Annotated in this window: 9 protein-coding genes and 3 tRNA genes; 10 read left to right on the forward strand and 2 right to left on the reverse strand. The window is 60.4% G+C overall.

The genetic code is table 11. The features are described 5' to 3' along the window. Positions 1-47 precede the first annotated feature (47 nt). The 5 genes from K6U75_02700 to K6U75_02720 all read left to right on the forward strand — a co-directional run bounded on the left by K6U75_02700 (position 48) and on the right by K6U75_02720 (position 14,570). Positions 48-2,999: a S8 family serine peptidase gene (locus K6U75_02700; GenBank protein MCL6473955.1), complete on the forward strand. Its 2,952-nt coding sequence runs from the start codon at positions 48-50 to the stop codon at positions 2,997-2,999. A gap of 51 nt (positions 3,000-3,050) precedes the next feature. After that, entirely contained in the window at positions 3,051-5,684 is a 2,634-nt protein-coding gene (locus K6U75_02705; GenBank protein MCL6473956.1) for a hypothetical protein, read from the forward strand. A 48-nt stretch (positions 5,685-5,732) separates the two neighbouring features. Further along, complete coding sequence (locus tag K6U75_02710) at positions 5,733-11,762, forward strand: hypothetical protein (GenBank protein ID MCL6473957.1); 6,030 nt, start codon at positions 5,733-5,735, stop codon at positions 11,760-11,762. A gap of 75 nt (positions 11,763-11,837) precedes the next feature. Then, complete coding sequence (locus tag K6U75_02715; protein MCL6473958.1) at positions 11,838-12,611, forward strand: penicillin-binding protein activator LpoB; 774 nt, start codon at positions 11,838-11,840, stop codon at positions 12,609-12,611. 15 nt (positions 12,612-12,626) lie between these two features. Further along, complete coding sequence (locus K6U75_02720) at positions 12,627-14,570, forward strand: Ig-like domain-containing protein (GenBank protein MCL6473959.1); 1,944 nt, start codon at positions 12,627-12,629, stop codon at positions 14,568-14,570. Here the strand turns inward: K6U75_02720 and K6U75_02725 are convergent, their stop codons facing one another. After that, complete coding sequence (locus K6U75_02725) at positions 14,571-16,658, reverse strand: hypothetical protein (protein ID MCL6473960.1); 2,088 nt, start codon at positions 16,656-16,658, stop codon at positions 14,571-14,573. Positions 16,659-16,800: 142 nt separating this feature from the next. On the opposite strand from K6U75_02725, the gene K6U75_02730 reads away from it, so the two are divergent. Both K6U75_02730 and K6U75_02735 read left to right on the forward strand, forming a co-directional pair. Beyond that, positions 16,801-17,904: a rhomboid family intramembrane serine protease gene (locus K6U75_02730; protein MCL6473961.1), complete on the forward strand. Its 1,104-nt coding sequence runs from the start codon at positions 16,801-16,803 to the stop codon at positions 17,902-17,904. 50 nt (positions 17,905-17,954) lie between these two features. Continuing rightward, positions 17,955-18,500, forward strand: coding sequence for a hypothetical protein (locus K6U75_02735; GenBank protein ID MCL6473962.1), 546 nt, complete (start codon positions 17,955-17,957; stop codon positions 18,498-18,500). An 8-nt stretch (positions 18,501-18,508) separates the two neighbouring features. Here K6U75_02735 and K6U75_02740 read toward each other — a convergent pair. Then, positions 18,509-18,585: transfer RNA gene (locus K6U75_02740), tRNA-Pro, on the reverse strand. Positions 18,586-18,714: 129 nt separating this feature from the next. On the opposite strand from K6U75_02740, the gene K6U75_02745 reads away from it, so the two are divergent. The 3 genes from K6U75_02745 (at position 18,715) to K6U75_02755 (ending at position 19,955) form a co-directional block, all read left to right on the forward strand. After that, entirely contained in the window at positions 18,715-19,680 is a 966-nt protein-coding gene (locus tag K6U75_02745) for an aldo/keto reductase family protein (GenBank protein ID MCL6473963.1), read from the forward strand. A gap of 95 nt (positions 19,681-19,775) precedes the next feature. After that, positions 19,776-19,860 (forward strand) — tRNA-Leu (locus K6U75_02750). A 19-nt stretch (positions 19,861-19,879) separates the two neighbouring features. Beyond that, positions 19,880-19,955 (forward strand) — tRNA-Gly (locus tag K6U75_02755). The last annotated feature ends 9 nt before the right edge of the window (positions 19,956-19,964 follow it).

Raw genomic sequence — 19,964 nt, forward strand, 5'->3', positions numbered from 1 at the left:
AAGTCACAAACGACAGGAAAAGACGACTTATGCGTCGGAGGTGTCAGGTGAAAATGCGCGCGCGGATGTTTGGCATTCTGGCGACGTTTGTGCTGTTAGGTGTTTTGACCGCAGGTGCTGTGCCACAACAGGCGGTGCGCCAGTTTGTGGCAGGAGAACTCATCGTTTCACTGCAGCCCAGTACCAGCGTGGAACAGCTTCAGAGCCTGGCGCAACAGATGGATATGACGGTCAACTATCTGGGCGTGCCAGGCGTGTACCACCTGGTGATGAAAGGTGCCAGAGAGGGCGCAGTGACCGACGAGCAAACCCTTCAGACAGTGCAAAAGCTGGAGGAATCCGGTCTCTTTGCTTACGTGGGACCGAACAGGATTTATTATCCCCTGCAGAGAGAAGTGCGCCCGAACGACCCCCGTTACGGCGAGCAGTGGGGGCTCGAGATGATTAACATGCCGCGCGCGTGGGTGTTCCAGAAGGGCAAGGCGAATGTGGTGGTGGCTATCGTGGATAACGCATTTGAAACCACCCACCCCGACATTCGGGAGAGGTTCATCGCGGGAAGAGACGTAGCTGACCAGGACAACGACGTGAGTCCGCCGAGTCGGATGTCCCCCTGGGAGCATGGCACCGCGGCGGCAGGCATTATTGGGGCTTCCACCAATAACAACCTAGGTGTAGCGGGTGTGGCATGGGAAGGGGTTCGTTTGTTGCCCGTGAAAGCCTCCGCAGACACGGATGGGGTAGGCTTTACCCAGGACGCGCTGATACGGGCGGTGCAATTCTGCATCGAACAACGCGTGCAAGTGGTGAATTTGAGTCTCGGAGGGATTACAGACAGTGACGTGCCGGACCTGAGAGACCCATTTAACCAATTGATACTTTCCGGCGCTCAACAGGGCATCATCTTCGTAGCGGGAGCGGGCAACTTTTTTGCAGAAGGGAACCTACCGGTGACCCCAGCCAACTTAGCCTCGGTGAGCGATATGGTGCTGGCAGTGGCTGCGGTGGGTCCTCGCCGGGAACGCGCCGCCTACTCGCAGGCACGTCCTTATACCACAGTGGCGGCGCCGGGAGGCAACAGTGCCTCTACTGGCATCCCAAGCGACGATATTTTGACTACCACTCTGGGCGGCAGCTATGGGTATGTAATGGGCACGTCCTTTGCTGCGCCTCATGTGTCTGGGGCGGTAGCCATCCTGCTCTCCCAGGGAGTCAGGTCCACCGAGGTCAAGAGGTTGATTCAGGATACCGCTGCGGCGGATGGACGCTCGGTACCCAACCCCGAGTTCGGTTACGGCATCCTCGACGTGTACAACGCCATTCGCCGGGTAGCCACCTCAGCGGCGATAGTCAGTCCGGCACGTTCTGAAGTCGTTGAGACGCTGAAGCCCACGCTCGTTTTCAGCGTCACGAACACCTCCGCCGCTCTGGTAAGCATCACGATTGACGGACAGGCGGTACCGTCCACCGAGATTGCGGACAGCTATGTGGTGGACCCCAGCGGTGTGGTAGCAACGATTAAGCTGACCCGCAGGCTGGCACCGGGCACGCACACGGTGCGCGTGACTGCCCGTAACGTCAACGACCCAACCATCAGCAGCACGGATGAGGTGTCGTTCCAGGTGTCTCCGCGCGTGCTGCGGGCGGGGCGTTCGCTGATTTCGCTGCCCTATTTCCAACCGCAAACCGGTCAGCCCACACGCTCGGTCAGTGCGGAGACGATGCTGGGCACCGCATTCCAGATGTTCCGCTGGCTGCCGGAGGCAGGACGGTATGCCAAGTACAGCTCGTGGGGTGCACCGAAGGACCCCGCCGCCTCATTCGACCAGGTGAGCGAGCAGGTCGGTCCCCTGGGCGGCAGTGCGATGGCGCCGCTGGGACTGGCGTACTTCATTGACCTGCCCTCCGACACGGCAGTATTGACCGAAGGTGCTCCTGCGCCGGAAGTGCCGTTCCGCATTCCGTTGAAAAAAGGCTGGAACATGATTGGCAACCCGTTTGCCTTCAACGTGCCCTGGGTAGCCTGCGAGGTGGAAACCAGCGGCGGCGTGCGACTGAGCCTTCAGGAGGCGGCGGATAAGGAAATCATTCTGCCCCAGCTGTTCCGCTATGAAAACGGCACGTATACCTGGCAGACCGCGCCTGCAGGCGTGCTCTACAAGTGGGAAGGCTTCTGGGTGCGCGCCTTCCAAGACTGCACCTTAATTGTGATGCCTCTGCCGACAGGCGGGCGTTCCGTGAGTGCGAATGCTACCCTTCCCGGCGGCGGTGGCTGGCTCCTGCGGTTCTCGGCAGTGGCTGGCGTGGTACGTGATGGCAACACCGTCATCGGTGTGAACAGTCGGGCGGCAGACGGCTATGGATGTGAGGATGTGCCCAAACCGCCGTCGCTCAGCCCATATGTGAGCGTCCGGATACTCAATCCCGATTGGGGAGCACGCGCGGGAGCGTACGCTCAGGACGTGCGGCGCAGTGATAACCGCCGCCAAACATGGCAGCTGCAGGTGGAGACCGACCAGTTGAACGAGCCGGTAACCTTGCGGTGGGAAGGCATCAAGGATGTGCCCGCACGTGTGCGCCTGACGCTGGTCGATGAGGTAACCGGCAGGCGGATAGCGATGCGCACCACGGGCAGCTACACCTACCAGCCCGGTGGCGCAAGCAGCCGCAGCTTCACCGTTATCGCCGAACCGGATGTGCGTTCCGCACTGCGGGTGTCGTCGGTGCGTGTGCGGGCGACGCGTGGTAGCGGCTTCAGCATTGACTATACGCTGTCTGGCGAGGCGCAGGTACAGATTGCCATCACCGATGCTTCAGGCAAGCCGGTTGCCACTCTGATGCAGAACACCCGTTCGGCGGGCGTTCACAGTGCGACGTGGAACGGGCGCGATAGCAAGGGCATCGCGGTACCATCGGGCACCTATCTGGTGCGCGTGGAAGCCACCAGCCCGGATGGCGAGCGTGCCCGCATGGTGACACCGATAGTGATTACTCGGTAAGGCGTGAGCAAGAAAGAGATGACACACGGGGAAGATACACAGGGAGGACAGATGATGAAACTCGTCGGTTTGAGCAAACGACGATGGACAGCGTGCGTGCTGATGGCAGGGCTGCTGCTGGGCGTTCTATCGGCTGTTACACAGGCGCAGCCCAGCAACGACTTTCGTGCAGTTTACATCAACAATGGCATCTTAGCCGCCGGTATCGGATTAGATGGACAGGTTGGTATCGGTGGTACGAACTACGATGCTATCGGGCGCATCACCCTTGGCACGGCGCAGGGCGCACGCTTTACGACGGATGATGATAACCAGCCGCTGCTGTTTGCCTTCCCGTATCCCTGCGGTAATTTCGGTGTGGTGACGGTGCGGGTGGAGTCGGCAGAGGAAACGACCGATGTCATCTGGGGAAGCGAGGACGGAGATTGGGTGGATGGTGTCGAACCCTATGCCGACCGCAACGGTCGCTCCACGATTGTGGGGCGATGGCGGCACAGTGACACCGGCATCCGAGTGGATCAAATCGTGGAGCTGGTGGGAGCTTACGCGCGCATCACGTGGACTATCACCAACGAAGGCACGACGGCGCAGAGCGTCGGCTTGCGCCTGCTGCTAGACGAAGAAGTGGGGGGGGCGGTTGGTCTGCCGACGTCCCACTATGTCATTGTGCCTGGTTACTTCCCCGTGCAAAATGACCTCGACCTCCAAGGTGGACAGGTGCCTTCTCTTGTAGATGCTGCTCCCAGACGCACCGCGAACGCCCCGATTCTGCGCTGGGTGTTCAAGCAGAATGGACTGACTACCCCCGACAGAGTAGTCATTGCCCAGTTTTCTCGCCTGGCAGCGAATCTTTGGGAGTTCACGGCAATTCCCGAGTTGGAGGTCACGGATTATGCTTTTGCGTGCTATTGGAGTCCACAGTCGCTGGCACCGGGCAGGTCGCGCACTATCGTCACGTTGATTGGTTTGGGTACCAGCACCAACGACCCCACCGGGCGCTATGCGTTAGACACCGAGTCGCCGGGTGTGGTCGGTCTGGATGCCAGTAAGGCCAACCAGCTCTCGCCTGAGGAGTTTACCATCGGGGCATCCATCACCAATTACCGCTCACTCAATGCACTGGAAAACGTAACTTTCGAGAACGTGAGCTTTGCGATTTCGCTTCCACAGGGGCTGGCGCTCGCAGATGGTGAGAGTGTGAACAAGACGGTTCCCTCTGTGCTTCCCGGCGAGGTGGCAACGGTCAGCTGGCGCGTGAGACCGACCGGGGAGAAGATGGGCGAGCTAACCTACCGGATATACTCCACCGTATCGCCGGGTAGCCTGTCGAAGAGCGTTTCACGATCACTGATCGTGCCGATGACCACAAGGGTGGACCTGAAGACCGGCTTCCAGATGGTAAGCTTTCCGTTCGCGTTCGATAACACGGACCCTGCAGCCATTCTGGGGCTGGAGCAGGGCGACTTTACGCTGTTGCGCTGGGACGCCACCCAGCGACGCTATGCGCTGGTCAACAGTATCCGCCCTGGTGAGGGCTACTGGCTGCGGGTCAACACCGACCAGACCCTGACACTGAGCGGGGCAAAGATTGCGGGAGACGTCTTTGGCGGCACCTTGCGGCTGGCTCTGCCGCAGGGCTGGGTGCAAATTGGGAATCCCTATCCCTACCCGGTACCTATCGGGTTGATTCGCTTTATCGACGTCACGCAGGGCATGGCTATGACCTATGCGGAGGCGGTACAGCGTGGTCTGGTGCGCAGTGTGCTGTTCTACTACGATACCACGCCACCTGTTGGCTACAAGCCCATCTCGCTGTACAGCGATCCCTCCGCTCCGATGATGCCGGGGCGCGGCTACTGGATATATGTGGACAGCCGCAATCTGGAGGTGATATTCCCGAACGTCATCACGCCCGGAGCGACCATTACCTTCCCCAGCCGACTGGGCGGGGCTCCCGTGCGCTGGCAGGTGCAGTTCATTGCGCAAAGCGAAGGCAAGCAGGATGCAACCGCCGTCATTGGAGCCGCCTCTCGCGCGGCAGACAGCATCGACATGTATGATATGCCCAAGCCGCCTGCTCCGGTGGAGGAGAGCGTGCAAACCCTGTTGATTGCGCCGGATGGTCAAAGCCTACTGGCGCAGGACCTCCGCGCCGACGGCACTCGTCGGCAGGTGTGGGAGATGGTGGTCTCCGCACCTAAACCCAACAGCGCGGTGGTGCTTCGGTGGAGCGGTATGCAGAGCGTGCCTTCGTCCCTGCGGCTGAAGCTGGTGGACACGGAGGCAAAAGTCACCCGCGATCTACGAGCGACCTCGTCCTACACCTTCACCGCGGGCGCGTCAGGCAGCCGACGGTTCCAGATAGTGGCAGAGCCTCGCGGCGTAGCTGGATTGCGCATCACTTCATTTCGAGTGACGCTCACGCGTGGTGGGGCAGTATCTATCAGCTATGCTCTGAGCGACACCGCCAGCGCGAAGGTGCGCATTGTGAACGCAGCGGGCAAGGTTGTACAGACCCTGCAAGCAGGAGAAGCCGCATCGCGCGGCGTAACAAATCTGACATGGAACGGACGCGACGGCGCGGGCATCGCCGTGCCTGCCGGAGGTTATCTGGTAGAGGTCATCGCGACCTCGGAGGATGGACAGACGGCGCGCGCTGTGCAGCCGGTAGTGATAACGCGGTAAGCAAGGGGAGGATTGGCGAAGAAAATGGTTAAGGGAGAGAAAAAGACCATGCGAAACGGGTGGAAGTGGCTCACTCTGGCTTTCGCCAGCCTTTGGGTGCTCACATGGGCAACGGGCACTTTGGCTGCTCCAAGCGTGGGTAGCACTTCGGTCCGTCCGCACCGTGTACTTCAGCAGGGGGCAACTGCTGACGGCTCTGTCAGTACATGGTTTGTTTTCCAGGCGGTGGTGACGCCTGGCGCGGACAACGAGGTCATCCTGGATGTGTTTGTGACCTTCAACGGGCTGCCGGGGTTGCGGCTGACGCCGGTTGGAGGTGGCGTATACCGCGCCGCGATAAGAGGAAGTCAGATCGGCATTGGTACGCACAGCCTCGGTGTGCTGGTGAACTGGACGACAGACCAGCCGCAGGACCCGGTTACTGCCGCATTTAGCCCGGATACGCTCATTGTCATTCCGCAAATTACGAATGTTCTCAGCCGAGCGCAGCTGTGGCGCGTGAAGACGCTTTTCGATGACGAAGCGCTGGCAGCATCTGACCCCTTGCAGAGAGACCCGCTTCGCCCGGACCCTCTGGACCTGCTGGCGCCGGACGATGGCTCCAGCTCTACCCGCTATCGCTACCGGGTGCTCTACCGACATCCGTTCGGTATCCCGCCGCAGCCGATTTACAGCTCCTTTACAATGAACGCGGCTGACGGGAGCTTCACCTATCAGTTTGTATCCGATACTTTCATGCCGCCACCGCCGTACACCGCTGTTCCACACGCGGAGCCCGTGTGGGGCACGGGAAGAGTGGAAACCAATGACTTTGGCGGCGTATACATCTATATCGATGGCGAACCGCACTGGATGGTACCAGTGTACAAGCTTGACGCGGGCGGTAATCCGATACCGCTTGGTAGCCTGACGCCGGACGACTTCCGCAACGGTGTGGTGTACGAATATGTCTGGGAGCCAACGCACTACGCCAGTCAGTCTGGCGATAGCCGGTATGGCTTGCCCTACAAATACGGTCGCCCCACCGACAACGCGTTTGTGGTGGCACCGTATGGTGTGCACAGCTACGATTTTCGCGCAGGGGTAGACCACTTCCCGACGGAGGACAGTGCGCCTGCGGTCTTCCAGCCGGGTAACCCCTTGCAGGACCCATCGTATCCGCTGTTCTCGGGGGAACATCCCCGTATCACGCCAGTGCTCAGTGGCTTCCGCTCGATGTTCGAGCCGAACTTCCTGCATCTGGGCACGGTTCGCAAAGCAACGGGCGACACGACCGTCTTCTGGAACCCGGACCAGCAGCTGCCTAACGGACCGTTCCATCCGCAGCCCGGTCCTACCGCTCCGGGCACGCAGTCCTTCCCGGTGGCGATGGGTACGGAAGACACGGTGTTCGAATTCCGTATCCGCTACCAGGGCGACCGCGACCCGGCATACATCAAGGTCTTTATCAGCAACGACTTCACCGGCGAGAGCTATCCCCTCCATCTGACCATGCAACCGCTGGACCCGGCGCAGACCAATCCGGGTGTCTACGTGGCACGCACTCGCCTGCCGCGAGGACCGCACACCTACTACTTTGAGGCAAACGACGGTACCCGCACGGTGCGGTTCCCCGTCCGTCCTCTGGATGACCCCGTACTGCCTGCCGGTGGTATCCACACGAAGGGACGCAACTTCTTCATGGGACCCTTCGTCAATACCAAACCGATACTGTCTGACTACTCGGTCACGCCGGCAACGGGCAAGCAGGGAACCAACTTTGTCTTCCGCGTGAAGTACACCGACCCGAATAACCAGCGTCCGGTGCGCGCACGGCTGCACCTGCAGCTGAGCGATGACCCTGCGCCGCGCGGGACGTGGGTCACGGTGAACATGGTGCGCGAGAGCCCGGATAGCGTGCCGTATTCGGATGGGGTGGTGTATAAGTTTGATACCTCCTCCGACCCGAGCATCGTCCTGCAGCCGGGCACGCGACACTACTACTTCGAGTTTGTGGACAACTGGGGTGACCCGTACGACCCCAACACCCTGCTGGCAGGCGAGACTACGCTGCTGCCTGCCAACGCTACCACCGACCCGGATGATGACGCCAATAAAGTGGTGGTGGAAAACACCATCGCCGGACCGATTGTCGTAGAGAACAAACCGCCATATCTGGTGAAGCCTGATACCGTAGTCGGCGACGTGAACTGGGCGCCAGGCGCAGCGGATGTGGGTGGTGACTATCTCGCGTCGGATACCTTCGAGAACACGGCGACGTCGTTCACCTTCCGCACGAAGTATGTAGACAAGAACAACGACGCTCCCACCTTCATCAAGGTGCAGTACCGCAACACCGCCGACCCGGGCAGCGTGTTTGAGCGTGACTTGAGCATTGCGCCAGGCAGCGGCACGCTCTACTCGGACGGCGTGGTGTATCAGGTGACCGGTATTAAACTGCCCATCGGTCAGACCGAGTTCCGCTTCACCACCTCCGACGGTACGGTGGTGACTACAACGGGCTGGCAGACCGGTCCCAACGTGGTGGCGAACACCGCGCCGGTACTGGAAGAGCCAGCCGGTGGAACGGTGACACCCACCAGCGGCGACCAGGGCACGCTCTACACCTTCCGTGTCGTTTACAAGGACGCTGAAGGACAGGCGCCTGTCGCCACGAACGGTGGCTTCATCCGTGTGTGGATCGATGGTACAGAGTACGACATGGTACCCGGCGGCGCACCCGACTACGTCAACGGTACCGTGTTTGAATACGCAACGACGCTTGGTGCTGAACCTGCTGTCCATCAGTATCACTTTGTAGCATCCGACGGTGGCAACACGGTTCGCCTGCCGACGACGGGCGAGTTCAGCGGACCCAGCGTGAACGACTTCAACAAGCTGTCTAATCCGCGCGTGACCATCACGCCTGCGGGCAACAGCGAACCGCGCGGACGCAGCGATGCGGCATACGCGTTCCAGATTACCTTCACCAACCCCAACGGCACACCGCCGGTGGGCAACATCGAGGTGCTGGTGGACGGCACGCCTTACGTGCTGAACGAGACTATTCCCGCCAGCCCCACGCCAGCGGACTTCCGCAACGGCGTGACCTACAGCCTGACGCTAAACGCACCGGTAGCGCCCATGACGCCCGGGCAGCACCAGTTCCAGTTCCGGTTCCAGAACGGTGCCTTCTCAACTCAGCTGCAGAGCGTCGCGGTGAACCATAAGCCGGTGCTTTCGGATAACAAGGTGACCACCGATGGCAGCACGGCGACCACGCAGGTGTCTAAGGTGGCGCGCCCCATCTTCCTCGTTACTTACCGGGATGCCGACAATGACGCGCCGAAGTTCGTCAAGCTGTTTATCGACGGAGACGTGACGGGCGTGAATATGACCTCCACTGGCGGTACGAACTATCGGGCTGGTGTGGTATACCGGTATCAGTCCCCGGCGCCGCTTGCCATCGGCGACCATACCTACCGCATCGCGGCACAGGATGCCGACCCCTTCGCGGAAGATGCGGCGGAGGTCAACGGCGCGTTTGAGGTGCTGAACCTGAAACCGGTGCTGAGCAACGGTACGGTGACGCCCGCTACCGGCTCGCACAACGCGGCGTTCACTTATAGCGTGAAGTACACCGACGGCGACGGCGATGCCCCCGCCTTCGTGCGAGTACGCATCCTGAAGCCAGACAGCACCGAGCAGGTGCTGAACCTGACCGGTTCGGGTGATTATGCGCAGGGCGTGACCTTCAGCGGAACCATTCCGGCGAACTCACGCCTGCTCACAGGTAATTATCAGTTCCGGTTTGAGGCGAACGACGGCACAGTAGACGCCGACCCGTTGCTGGGCGATGGACCAACGGTGACCAACGCCAGTCCTGTGTTGAGCAACGGTACGGTTGTTCCAGTTCGGGAGTCGGGACGTGCCGCGTTCCAGTATTCGGTGACCTATACTGATGCGGATGGCGATGCTCCAGAGTTCGTGCGGGTGGTGGTCATTCAACCGGATAATACCGAGCGCACCCTGGACATGACTGGCAGTGGCACCGACTACACGAGCGGTGTTATCTACACGGCACAGGTGCCGGCGAACTCCAACCTCGCTCCTGGCAACTACGGCTTCCGGTTTGAAGCCAGGGACGACTATGGTGCGGACGCTGACCCGCTCACTGGCACGGGACCGCAGGTGAACAACCCGCCGCAGCTGGTCAACCCGAGGGTCACCCCGCTGTCGGGCAAGCTCAGCACGGAGTTCGTGTACGAGGTCACGTACAAGGATGCCGATGGCGACGCACCCAGAGCGTTCAGCGGCACACCCGGCGGCGAGGTGCAGATCAATATCGACGGTACCTGGTACGCCATGACGAAGGTCGGTGCGGGTACCGACTACAGGGCAGGTGTAACCTACCAGCTCAAGCGGCGCCTGAGCGAAGGCGGACACACCTTCCAGTTCCGCGCTCAGGACCAGTACGATGCCGTGGAGACGGCAGTCCTGAGTGGTCCGACCGTGAACAAAGCGACCATCACGCTCACTGCGCCCAGCGGGACCGCTGCCCTCGGTGAGACCGTCACACTGAGCGGACAGCTCACGCTGTCGGGCAGTGCAACGGTGAACGCCTCGGTGCAGGTGGTGATTTCCCCGCCGGTGGGTGCGGGTGAGGTGAAGAACGTGAATACCGCTTCGGACGGCTCGTTCTCGGTGCAGTTCACGCCGGGCACCACCGGCACGTGGTCTGCCTATGCCTCGTGGGCAGGCAACGAGGAATACGACGGTGTGAACAGCGCACCGGTGACCATACAGGTGCAGGGCGCAACCTTCACCATCCAGCCCGGTATCAGCATGATTTCCATCCCGCTGATACCGCCATCCAGCGACCCCGACTTCCTGTTCGGGTTCGACACTCGCACGATTAACCTGGTCCGCTGGCAACCTCTGGAGAACCGCTACGTCAGCGGCGGCAGTGTGGCAGCGCAGGCGGGTGCTGGTTACTGGGTGCGTGCAATCAGCGCAGTGAACGTATCGCCTGTGGGCACGCTGGCAGACCAGAACCAGCCGTTCTCCATCCAGCTGATACAGGGCTGGAACATGATAGGCTCGGTCTATCTGCAGCCGACCCTGCTGGGTGCGGCGCAGGTGCGCGTGGCTGGTCAGGTGATGACCCTTGCTGAGGCGGCAAAGAGGGGTCTGGTTCGCGACTACGCATGGCGTTACGACCCGGTCGCCCGCGCCTACAGGATAGTGAGTGCGGGTGAGAACCTGCAGCCCTTCGTGGGATACTGGATACGCGCCCTGGTCGATGCTGAGCTCATCCTGAACCCGCCGGGAAGCCGCTCCGCAGGTGGTATGCAGATTAGCCGCTCGGCGAAGATGAGCGAAGCCGACTGGATGGTGCAACTAGTGGCTCGCGCTGGCGAGGCGACGGACTCCGACAACTACATCGGTGTGTCGGGTGACAGCCTGCAGGTGGAGAAGCCTGCGCCGCTGGAGAACTACGTGCATGTGCAGTTGCTGTCGCCGGAGAGCAATACTCCGCTGGCAGTAGACGTGCGACGCAGCGCGGGCGCGAAGCAAGTATACACCTTTGAGGTGCTTACCGACATGCCAAACACGCCAGTGACCCTCTCGTGGCCCAATCTGGCGAAGATTAGCCGCAACGTCGAGATGGTGCTGGTGGATGTAGACGCCAACGTGCGCCGCGTGATGACCAATCTACCGTCCTACACCTACAACAGCGGTGCCAACGGCGGCACTCGCCGTTTCCAGATTATCGTGCAGCCTCGAGTGCGCACGGCAGCGATGATCAGCAACGTGCGCGTGGCGCAGACCCGTGCAGCGGGAAGCACGCGGGTGCAGATTAGCTACGCGCTGAATACGGAAGCATCGGTGGCGGTGCAGATTACCGACGCTGCCGGCAAGCCGATACGCGCTTTGCAGGCTGGTCAGGCTGGACGCGGCGTGAACAACATCACGTGGGACGGTCGCAATAGCGCGGGCGTGGCGGTTCCGGCTGGTGCCTACATGGTGAGGATAACCGCTACCACCGAGGATGGTCAGACCGCCAGCGTGGTTCAGCCGATTGTTCTGACGAGGTAAGTCCGGACAGGGGCTTCCTGCAGGGGAAGCCCCTTCCCCAAATATCCGAGAGCAAGATGAGGAGGTTCAGAAGCAATGAATCCTTTCCGACGGGCATCCGTGCGGATGTGGACGGCGCGAGCAGTCGTATGTGCGATGCTATCGCCGATTCTGTTCAGCCCTGCAGTGGCAGTGGCTGCGCAGGATAAACCCCTACCACCCACGGTGGTGGTGCTGCCTTTCGCGCCATCTATGGAGATGAGCGGAACCGTACCCGCGACGCTCGGCGCCAGCCTGACCCGCGCGGTGACGTCGAGCCTCAGAAGCACCGGCAAGTTCGACGTGGTACAGTTCACTGCTGCCAATCCCTCCATTGCCCGCGCAGTGGAAGAGCAGCGGCTGCGCACGGCGCAGGTCACACCGCCCTTTGAAGACCCGGAAGTGGCAGTGCTGGTGGCACGTGAGATGGGCACGCAGTACGCGCTCGCTGGTGTCATAGAGGATTACACCTATGACGCGGGCGCGCGCAAGACTTCGTTGACGGTGTCGGTGCAATGGCTGGAAGTGAAAAGCGGGCGGGCTCTGAAAACGGTAGCCATCTCCGCCGAGGCGACTGGAACCGCTACCAGCACGCAAGATGAAGTGAACGCCAAAGTGGTCTCTGAGGCAGTCAATCGCGTGCTTCAGGAACTCGCCATTGGCGAGGTCAGCGTAGTGCAGCCCTCTCAGGTTCCGGCGAAGAAGCCGACCGTGAAGCGCGGTTCCACCGTGGGTTGGGTAGTGCTGGGGCTTGGCTTGATTGCAGCCCTTGCATCCGGTGCGCGTGGTGGCGGTGGCGGCATGGATATGCCTCCTCCACCTCCGCAGTAGTGGAGGCGATGGTGCGTGAATGTGCGCACGGGTATCCTCTCACTGCTTCTGATTGTTTGGAGCGGCGTTGCGTTTGGCGCGGCGCCGCTTTATAGCATTAAACTGTCCGCATCTCCCTCTATCCTGCTGTCGGATGGTAAATCTGTAGCGCTGGTGAGCGCGGAAGTACGCGACGCGAAGGGCAATCTGGTTCCCGATGGCACCCAGGTGCAGTTCAGCGCGTCTCTGGGGATATTGCGTGACACGGTCGTTGCCACCAGCGCAGGCATTGCCCGAACGCAGATTACCAGCTCGAGCTTACCGGGCGTTGCGACCATCACGGCGGCACTGCCCGGTGCGTCTGCCTTCGAAGAGATTCGCATCACCTTTACCGATGACCCCGAAATGCTGAGGCAACGAGCCAATACCTATCTGTTCAACTCTCCACAGTATCTGGCATACAGTGCGGACTGGCAGTGCATCGAGGCGGTTTCTCCCGAACAGAAGGCGGAAATCGTTGTGGGTGCTTTGCGCCTGCAAGCACGCAGCTATCAGTACAGACTGGATGAGGACCTGGTGATTGCAGAGGGAGCTGTGCTGTCACGGGGGAAGAGAAGCCTTTCGGCAGAAAGATTGCGCTATTATCCACGCCGCGATGAAGGGCAAGCGGTCATCGTGACGGAGGACGGACAGATACGGGAGGTGGCGTTCCGGGGACCTTTCTGGGAACAGGAGCCAGTTGCTGTCAGCAGACCCGATGCCTACACCTACACGGACCTCTCCACCAGCGAGCTGCTGTTTGTGGCAGATAGCGCGGTTCTGCTCCTAGGGGAGCGTATCCAGTTCCGCCATGCAAAGATGTATGTCGCCGGGCAGAAGCTAATAACCCTGCCCATGTACGACCTTAATTTCCGGACGGGAGAGGCACTGGGACAACAGATTATCGGTGTCAACTCAGGGGGGCTGACCATCGACCTGCCCTTCTATTACGTCGTGTCCCCGGAAGCGGTGGGTGCTTTGCGCCTGCGACACGCCCAGAGGGTGGGGCGCGCGGTGTATGCGATACGCCCGGGCTGGTCGCTGGATTTGGAGCATAGCTACAGCCGTCCGGGCGTCATGGAAGGGGCATTTGCGCTTACCAGCCTGGCACGCGGAGATTGGGGCATTCGCTGGAGCCATGCGCACTGGTTCAGCCAGAACGCCAGCACGCATCTGTACGTGGATGTGCCGGCGCATCGGAATCTGTATGTCAACAGCGGGTTGTCCTATGGCTTCGGGCAGGGACGCATTGGGCTGAACCTTTCGGGTGGGCAGAGCCTGGCAGGTACACGCTACCGTGACCTGCGCAGTGACCTCTACGTGGAAAGCAACCCGATGAAGCTGGGCAGCCTGCTGAAAATGACTGTTTCCACCACGTTCAGCAGCCGGGTGACCGAGTTTTCGGAGCAGCGCGTGCGTACCGATGGCGCCGGTTTGCGCTCACGACTCTATACCACTCCTCTGCGACTTGCAGGCTTCACCATGAACTCTTCGGTAACAGCCAGCTACCTTTGGGGCAATAGCCAGACCACTGGTTCCAGCCTGATGGCAACCGTCTCCGCCAGCAGGGCATTGTGGGACGGTGCGCTGCTGAGCCTGACGTATGACTACACACACGACCGTCTCGTGCGGGCAACTGGTTACGGCAGGCAGCGCCTCAGCGGGATGTTCGCCTGGTCTGCAGGACAGCGGTTCAACGCCTCGCTGGTGGGCACGCGCGTTCTGGACAGTGACTCCTTGACCCTCTTCGCCGATGCATCCTACCGTTTGAGTTCGTTGTGGCGGTTGGGTGCGAATTTCAGCTTCAATCGCTTTCAAGGCGCACGCTATAATGACCTCGAGATCTCTATCGGATACCGTATCGGCATCCGCGAACTATTGCTCACCTGGTCCAGCCTGACCCATCGGTGGCAGGTAGACCTGATTGCTGCGGGTTTTTAGCTATCGCCAGCGGCCGATAAAGAACCCTCTGCCCATCGTGCCGAAGACCAGTTGTGTGGGGTCGTGCGGATTGAAGGCAATGACGTCGCCCCTCAGACAAGCCAGTCCTTCGTTCTGCTGGGTCCATGTGCTTCCGCCATCTGATGACACCCACACCCCTGTCGCGAAGCAGGTGTCATGATACGGGTGGTCACTGGTGGAAACTGCCAGCCGCTTTGGATTGGTGGGGCATACAGCCACCCGCGCGATGTAGCGGTCGTCGCGCAGGCGTGACCATTTGCCCGACTCATAGCGCCACAAGCCGCCGTACTCAGCACTGCGCCACGCCGTAACATAGATGCGTTCGGGAAACAGAGGGTCTACAGCCACCCACGTACACGGTTTCGGAGAGCCTTCCACCAGCTTGAGTTCTCTGCCGCTGGAGGTAAACCACACGCCCGATTCGCCGCACACGTAAAAGGCGCGTGCGCCGGGTGATACTGGCGCAATCCAGCTGAAGCCAGGACCCTCATGAATCACCTGCCAGTGGTCGCCGCCATCGCTGCTGCAGTACAGTTTACCACCCACGGTAGCCCATACTTCACGGGGAGAAGCGGCGTAGATTCCCAGAGGCTGTGCCCGATCGTATCGTTCTGGCAGTCCATGTGATGTGCCAGCCAGTATCGTCCAGCTCCTGCCTCCATCTGTGGAGCGTGCGATACCTTCAAAATTTCCAAACTGCCCCAGTGTTACAAACATCAGATTTCCTGTATCGTCGGCAAACGCCACGTCATTGCCTCCACCCCAGAGAGGCATCCCATCCCCGCCCCATGTCCAGCTGCGTAAGCCATCGCGGCTCTGCCAGAAGTTTCCATGGTCCATCGCCAGCAGCACCGCATGACGGGAGTTACGCGGATTGAAGCGAAAGTTCACGCAGCACAAGCCTGAAAAACCTCTTCCCCTCCAGCTGTTTGCAGCTACACGCTTTGCTGTCACATCTATCCACGTTTTGCCTGCGTCACGGGTACGCAGGACGTATTCGCTGCCCGCCACAAAGGCAATGTTCGCGCTATGCGGAGCGAACTCAATCACCGTTGCTCCCAGCCCCGCAGGGTAGGCGCAGTCTACATCCTGCCGCCGCAAAATGGCTTGCCAGCTGGCTCCGCCGTCGGCGCTTCGGTACAGGGTGCTTCCATCCCAGGCAGTGTCGGCAGTAAGCAAGATGTCGGGTTGCGTGGGCGCAACCGCTATCGCCTCATAGCGTGCCGTCAGGTTAGGGTCGGTAGTGTTTTTGGTGCTCAAACCGTTGACTGATGGCTTCCAGTGACGTCCGCCGTCCTCGCTGCGGTATATTCCGCCGGGCAATACAGGTTGCCCTGGCTGGGCTTGATAGTTGCTCAGGGCTACCCAGAGCCTGTGCGGGGCGCGCGGGTGTACAGCGATGTCCATCACCTGCAGATGGGGCAGACCGTTGTTGCGCGGTTGCCACGTTCTGCCTCCGTCTGTACTCACAAAGACCCCTGCACCCGGTACCACCGCATAGAAGGTAGTGAATGTACGTCCTGCAGCCTCTACGGCTACGATATTGCCGCCGGGCGATTGTGAATTGCCAGGATGACGAGCAGCCACTGTGCCAATACGCCGCCAGCGATTGCCCCCGTCCTTGCTCTCCCAGACGGCTCCCCACAGGGGTTCACCCGGCGAGTGCCACTGACGGTGGGAGCCGCCGAAAGCAATGAGATGGTCAGGATAACGTGGGTTGATTAATACCTTTTGGATGGGAGCCGAGTAGTGCCAGTCGCTGGTCGGGGGGAAGCCATTCCGCATTAAACGCCAGTGTCGTCCACCGTCGGTGCTCAGGCAGGGACCACTCATCGTGCCTGCCCACACCATGCGCGGATGGGTGGGGTGGAAGGTGAAATCCGCAATCTCCCAGCTGGGCAAGCCGAACGTAGATTGCCAGCTGTCGCCCCTATCCGTACTCAGCCCGATGCCCAGCATGTCGCCGCCCAGCAAAACATGCCTGGGGTTATGTGGACTGACGGCGACGGAGGTGAGCCACCCTCCGCATCCGGGTTCGTTTAGTGGCGTCCAGCGTATGGCTGTCATGGATAACCTCCGGGCTGGTATCCTGCCGTTGTTGAACGTTCATCGTCAGCTGGTGAAACTCCTGCGACGAAACGTCTGTCCTCGTGAATGAGGAAACAAGCTCGCATCTGTCTAAAAACATAGCAAAAGGGGTCTCCATCCGATGATATGCCCTCGTTGCCAGGAACCGTTAATGCGCTACCAGTCTTATGCGGGGCTGGTGTGGCAGTGCGCTCGCTGTGGGGGACGGGCGGTTGCGCTGTCTGTGCTGCGCAAGGCGGTAGAAGAGCGCACGGTGCGCACACTGTGGGTGGCTGCGACGCAGGGGCGTGTCAGGTCGTCGTTGCTCTGTCCATCGTGCCGCAAGCCGATGAGTGAGGCATCGGTGGGAGTAAACCTGCCGGTGACGGTAGATGTATGCGAATTGTGTCAGTTTGTCTGGACGGATGCGGGTGAGCTGGAGCAGATGCCTGCTGCTCCGCCTCCCGTGAAGCCTCCGGAGCCAGACCTGCCTCCCGAAGCGAAGGAGGCTCTGGCAATGGCAAAGGTGGAAGCGCTGAGCAAGCGCACGCAGCGATACGGCATCGAAGAGGACATGCCTGACAACCTCTTGCAGGCGGCATTGTTAGTGCTGGGCTTGCCGGTGGAAGAGGATAACTTCCTGCAACGCCAGCCATACATGACATGGATTACCGCCTTCACGATTGCTGTCATCAGCATCCTTGCCTTTTTCCACATGGAGCGCGCGCTGAACACACTCGCCCTGATTCCGTCGGAGTGGTGGCGGTACGGCGGTATCACGCTATTCACCAGCTTTTTTGTGCACGGTTCCATCTGGCACCTGTTGAGTAACCTCTACTTTCTGCTGGTATTTGGAGACAACGTGGAGGACCGTGTGGGGCACGGGCGCTTCGTGCTGCTGCTGGTACTGGCGACGCTGGCGGGGAATATACTGCACATCGCGTTTGACCCACGTCCCGACGTTCCCTGTATTGGCGCGAGCGGCGGCATTTCGGGGGTCATTATGTTCTATGCGCTGGCGTTCCCGAACGCACGGCTTTACCTGATGTGGCGTTGGTGGTGGTACTTTCGTGTGTTCAGTCTGCCGGCGTGGGGGCTTGCCCTGATGTGGCTGTTGCTTCAGCTGCTGGGTGTGATGGAACAGATATCCGGCTTCGGCGGGGTTTCTGCGCTGGCGCATCTGGGCGGTGCGTTGGCGGGCTCTGCTTGCTGGCTACTGTGGCGGCGCGCGCAGCAGGAACTTTAGTTAGCGTGTGTAAGTGTAAAATCGAGTAATAGGTCGCGGAGGAAGAACGTATGTACGAAATACCCATTCTGCATCCTGTCGTGGTGCACTTCCCCATTGCCTTTCTGCTTCTGGCGGCGGTCACCTCGCTAGTCTGGTTGGGCATTGGCAGCCATTTCTGGCGCAATGTCACGCTCGTTTTGCTCATTGCCGGGTTCATCGGTGGACTGGGGGCATACTTCACGGGCGAAGCGGCGGAAGAGTTCGGCGAAGGTAACGCCAGAGTGGAGCAGTTTGAAAAGCAGCACGAGAGCTTAGCGCTATTGACGCTGGTGGCGGCGTGGCTTGCGTTGTTTGTGCTTTCGGCGTACACCGGCGCGTATGTCCGACGCTTGCCGACAGGAACGAATGACAAGGACATGATAGCGGTGCGTGTGATTGTTACTGTGCTGGTGCTGGTAGCGGCAGTGCTGGTGGGGCGTACCGGGCACTTGGGAGGGTTAATGGTCTGGGGGCAACCCGCAGGTGGCGTCTCCGCAACGCCCTCAGGAGAGCAAACCCGTGAGATGCCGGCGCAGCGGGGGGGAGAACACGAACGGGAGGGAGACCGCGAATGAACAAAAAATGGTCGGGGTGGGCGGACTTGAACCGCCGACCTCACGGACCCGAACCGTGCGCGCTACCAAACTGCGCCACACCCCGACCGTCGGCAAGATTATTATAGCAACAATGTGGCGCGGTTGTCAACAGACCGGGGGGATTGACGCTGCCGGTGTTTCGTGTTAATATACAGCCGTCTTAAACGTTTCAGAACCTGCTGGAGGAGGAAAGATGCAGTACCGCAAGCTGGGAAAATGGGGTGTGAAGGTCAGCGAAGTCAGTCTGGGCTCGTGGCTGACCTTCGGGCACGCGACCGATGAGGAATCCGCAGCGCAGTGTATCTACCGGGCGTACGAGCTGGGGATTAATCTCTTCGACACCGCCAACGTCTATGCGGCGGGGCGGGCAGAAGAGGTGATGGGCAAGGCGTTAAAGGCGTTCCGTCGCGATTCCTACGTGCTGGCGACCAAAGTGTACTTCCCGATGGGCGACGGGCCAAACGACCGCGGGCTATCGCGCAAACACATTTTCGAGCAGTGCCATGCCAGCCTGAAGCGGTTGGGCACGGACTATATCGACCTGTATCAGTGCCACCGTTACGATGTCCACACACCGCTGGAGGAGACGGTGCGCGCCATGGGCGACCTCATCCGCCAGGGCAAAATCCTCTACTGGGGTGTCAGCGAGTGGTCGGCATCGCAGATACTGGATGCCATTCACCTGTGCCGGCAGATGAACATCGACCCGCCTGTATCCAATCAGCCCCACTACAACATGCTGGGGCGGGAGATTGAGAAAGAAGTGTTGCCAATGTGCGAGCGTGTGGGTATGGGCAACATCGTTTACTCGCCGCTGGCGCAGGGAGTGTTGACGGGCAAGTATCAGCCGGGCTCACCGCCGCCGCCCGACACGCGCGCCGCAGACGAAAGTTCCAACATGTTCATGCGCTGGCTGATGAGCGATGAGGTATTAACCAAGGTGCAGAAACTGCGTCCGATTGCGGAGCGTAATGGATTGAGCATGGCGCAGCTCGCGCTGGCATGGTGTCTGCGTCAGCCGATGGTGTCCAGCGTGATTATCGGGGCGCGCAAGGTCTCGCAGATAGAGGACAATGTCAAGGCTTCAGGGGTGCAGCTGTCGCCCGAAGACCTGCGCGACATCGATATGGCGCTGGGCTTCGCACAGCCGGAGGGGTAAGGCAGGTTGCTCTGGGGGCGACGGTGCAGATTGCGCCCTAGCCCCCTTGACATCTGTGCAAACGTGCCGTATAATAATAATGCAAACGTCCGAGCGGGCGAGTGGTGAAATCGGTAGACACGCCAGACTTAGGATCTGGTGCCGTAAGGCGTAGGAGTTCGAGTCTCCTCTCGCCCACCACTAACCCGACAGCGAACGAGCGGGAGTAGCTCAGTTGGTAGAGCGTCTGCTTGCCATGCAGAAGGTCGCGGGTTCGAATCCCGTCTCCCGCTCCATTTTTTTGT

The organism is Bacillota bacterium, from assembly GCA_023511455.1.
Classification (GTDB): domain Bacteria; phylum Armatimonadota; class HRBIN16; order HRBIN16; family HRBIN16; genus HRBIN16.

Coding starts and splice junctions, on each gene's coding strand:
- K6U75_02705 (MCL6473956.1), top strand. CDS start 3,051: ATGATGAAACTCGTCGGTTTGAGCAAACGACGATGGACAGCGTGCGTG.
- K6U75_02710 (MCL6473957.1), top strand. CDS start 5,733: ATGCGAAACGGGTGGAAGTGGCTCACTCTGGCTTTCGCCAGCCTTTGG.
- K6U75_02715 (MCL6473958.1), top strand. CDS start 11,838: ATGAATCCTTTCCGACGGGCATCCGTGCGGATGTGGACGGCGCGAGCA.
- K6U75_02725 (MCL6473960.1), bottom strand. CDS start 16,658: ATGACAGCCATACGCTGGACGCCACTAAACGAACCCGGATGCGGAGGG.
- K6U75_02730 (MCL6473961.1), top strand. CDS start 16,801: ATGATATGCCCTCGTTGCCAGGAACCGTTAATGCGCTACCAGTCTTAT.
- K6U75_02735 (MCL6473962.1), top strand. CDS start 17,955: ATGTACGAAATACCCATTCTGCATCCTGTCGTGGTGCACTTCCCCATT.
- K6U75_02745 (MCL6473963.1), top strand. CDS start 18,715: ATGCAGTACCGCAAGCTGGGAAAATGGGGTGTGAAGGTCAGCGAAGTC.